This window comes from Brevundimonas sp. Root1423 (assembly GCF_001426805.1).
This window is the reverse complement of the sequence record NZ_LMFL01000082.1, coordinates 1-3,166: the sequence shown is the minus strand read 5'-3', so window position 1 is coordinate 3,166 and position 3,166 is coordinate 1. Positions and strand designations below refer to the sequence as shown.

Here is a 3,166-nt window from a genome sequence, read left to right as displayed (position 1 = left end):
CCGCTGGACCGGCGTCCCCGTCGACAAGATGCTGGAGGGCGAGCGCGAAAAGCTGCTCAAGATGGAGGACGCCCTGTCCCGCCGCGTCGTCGGCCAGGATGAGGCCCTGACCGCCGTCTCCGACGCGGTCCGCCGCGCCCGCGCCGGCCTGAACGACCCCAACCGCCCGCTGGGCAGCTTCCTCTTCCTCGGCCCCACGGGCGTCGGCAAGACCGAGCTGACCAAGGCCCTGGCCGAATTCCTGTTCGACGACGAGGCCGCCATCACCCGCATGGACATGTCGGAATACATGGAGAAGCACAGCGTCTCCCGCCTGATCGGCGCCCCTCCCGGCTATGTCGGCTATGACGAGGGCGGCGCCCTGACCGAGGCCGTGCGTCGCCGCCCCTATCAGGTCGTCCTGTTCGACGAGGTGGAAAAGGCCCACCCCGACGTCTTCAACGTCCTGCTCCAGGTGCTCGACGACGGCCGCCTGACCGACGGTCAGGGCCGCGTCATCGACTTCAAGAACACGTTGATCATCATGACCTCCAACCTCGGCTCGGAGGCCCTGGCCGGCCAGGGCGAGGGCGACGACGTCGAGAGCGTCCGCCCCTATGTCATGGAACAGGTCCGCGGCCATTTCCGCCCCGAGTTCCTCAACCGCATCGACGAGATCATCCTGTTCCGCCGCCTCGGCCGCGACCAGATGGCCGGGATCGTCCGCATACAGATGGCCCGGTTCGAGAAACTGCTGGCCGACCGGAGACTGACGATCTCGCTGGACGACAGCGCCTACGCCTGGCTGGCCGACAAGGGCTACGACCCGGTCTATGGCGCGCGGCCGCTCAAGCGGGTGATCCAGAAGGATCTCGTCGATCCGATCGCGCGGAAGCTTCTGGCGGGCGAGATCGAGGACGGGTCGGTGATCGCCGTGTCAGCGGGGGATGGCGGGCTGGAGATCGGGAAGGCGCGGGTGCACTAGGGTCGTTCTCAGCCGTTGCTCCGCCATGGGGGAGAATCGGGAATTCGCGGATCCCTCATTTGCGGATTCTCGTATGCCTTTGATTGGAAGTACTCGCCACAAGATCAGAATAACCAGAATGCCCAAGCATGGCGATCAGCCAAGCCGTTTTAGCCAACCGTTTCGATCCCACCCTCGTCCGCGGGCGCAGCGAGCCGACCAACGCTTTGGACAAGACCGAAATACTGACTGGCGACGGTCTTCGGACCCTCACCACGATACCGGCCGTGGTGGATCTTCTGGAGCTCTCGCTCAAAGATGCCGGCGACGTAACTTGTCTTGTAGTCTGCGTATTCGCTCTTGAGAACATTGATAACCGGCTCGTTTAGTCGACCTATTACCTGTGAATTCAAAGTTTGAACGTTAATCGGCCCACGATTAAGCCGGCCACGATCAACATACTCAGCGGTTATCATCCAAGGCGATTTTGGTCCGTTGGCACGTTGGCTTTCCGAGAAGTAGGCGGCCATGTCGTCAAACTGCCGTCGGTGGAAATGGATGATCAGCGGCAGGATAACATTTAGTTCAATGGGAACTCGCTCATCCCACATGGTGACGCAAGACTTAAGGATATCAAAGATCTGCTCAGCGTCGCGGAGCGTCACTTTGTAGGCATCCATCGCGCCGACGAAAATTTCCGATGGCGACGTCTCAAACGGCGTGCCGAGTTTGGAAAGATCTATGTCGTTGAGGGCAAACAAATAGTCGCTGAATGCTGCCAGATCGCGACTTTCGAAACGATAGTGACGGTGGAAAAATCTTAGGAGATAGCCTGCGCCATCAAATCCTTCGCCGTAAACTGCCCGCACGGAATGCGCGAGCTGGTCACCGTCAGTGGCAATGAGGAAGATCGTATTGTCGATATCGAAGAGGTGCTTGACCTGCTCCAGCATTTCTATGGCGTAGGTTGGCCGACAGCGATCTAGTTCGTCGATCAGGACAAAAAGCGGAAGCTTGACCTCAGTCTCGGCTTCAAGAGAGGCCAAGATGGTCTTCAACCGGTTCTGGAACTGCGCCGCACTATCGATCCGCGATTTATAATCGGCGATTTTCCGGTCCACGAATTTGGTCAGGAGCGTGGTGATCTCGGTTGCGACTGCTCCGCTGACCGCTGCTTCGTTGCCCTCAAGGTATTCCTCGATCTGCTCAGGGAGAAAATCGTCGCGCTCTAACAGCGCGCCGATCTCATCGACCGCCTGCCCGGCGTACTTCTCGGCCAATCGACGACCCACCCCTTTGATTAGCGCTGCAAAGATAGTTGCGCCGTGGGCTTTGGTTGCGTCCCACGATTTTCGGACTGCGTCATTCTTGGCGAAATAGGGAGCAAGGCTTTCCTCTATCGAAGCCATGACCGCCACCACGGGTTCTTTTGTGCTGTCGTCCCGCCATGCGTTGACGAAGGCCGTCAGGTGCCCCTCGGCGCGCATCTGCGCCGCGAGGCGCTGCATGAAGAAGGATTTTCCGTGGCCCCAACTTGCGTTCAGGTTGACGACATAAGCGCCAGGAATTGAGGCTGCTCTACGCTCGGCGTGACGCCGGACCAGAAACTCATAGAGGAGTTGCCCGTCCGCCTTTCGGCCAAGCAAATCGCCCTTCCAAATCTGAGCCAAATCAACCGTCATATTGCCCCGCCACGTGTCCCACGGTTGCAACGTCCGGTGTCTGCTGATCGTGGTCAAGAGAGGAAGGAGACAATGCCGGCAATCCGCCGCCAGCGAGACGACTTCGCACGCCGAACCCCCTGATCCGTCGCGCGATCCCGCAACCAGCAGCGTCATCTCCCAGCCGCAGGAACGGCCCGTGCGACAATCCCGCCCTGACCTTCGCCCGCGATCTTTGACAATCAAATCCCACCCAAGGCAGGCGCACGATGTGAACGGTGTGAACGGTGTTTTTCCTCACCCCGCTGAGTCCGATGTGTCCGCCTTGTCCCCCGTTTTCCCCGCCGACTCCGGACTCTCCGCCCAAAGAAAAAGGCCCCGGCGTCACCACCGGGGCCTCATCCATTTCAGCGAAGTCGCCGCTTAGCGACGGCTGCGTCCGCGATCACGATCGCCGCCGCCGCCTTCACGCTTCGGACGGCCGCCGGTGTCGTCCGACAGGGCCGGTTCACCGCGTTCAGCGCGCTCGGCGTTGATCTTGTCGGTGATGTCCTCGCCGGTT

At 60.5% G+C, this 3,166-nt stretch carries 2 protein-coding genes; one reads left to right on the top strand and one right to left on the bottom strand.

The annotated features are described in order from the left end of the window. Positions 1-964 (top strand): AAA family ATPase (locus tag ASD25_RS28335; RefSeq protein ID WP_156389505.1); only part of this gene is annotated, 964 nt, incomplete at its 5' end. A 149-nt stretch (positions 965-1,113) separates the two neighbouring features. Here ASD25_RS28335 and ASD25_RS28330 read toward each other — a convergent pair. Then, on the bottom strand, positions 1,114-2,781 hold the full coding sequence (locus ASD25_RS28330) for a P-loop NTPase fold protein (protein WP_082560161.1): 1,668 nt from the start codon (positions 2,779-2,781) through the stop codon (positions 1,114-1,116). Positions 2,782-3,166: the final 385 nt, after the last annotated feature.

Excerpts from the sequence above, each read along its gene's own strand:
- ASD25_RS28330 (WP_082560161.1), bottom strand. The coding sequence starts at position 2,781 with ATGACGCTGCTGGTTGCGGGATCGCGCGACGGATCAGGGGGTTCGGCG.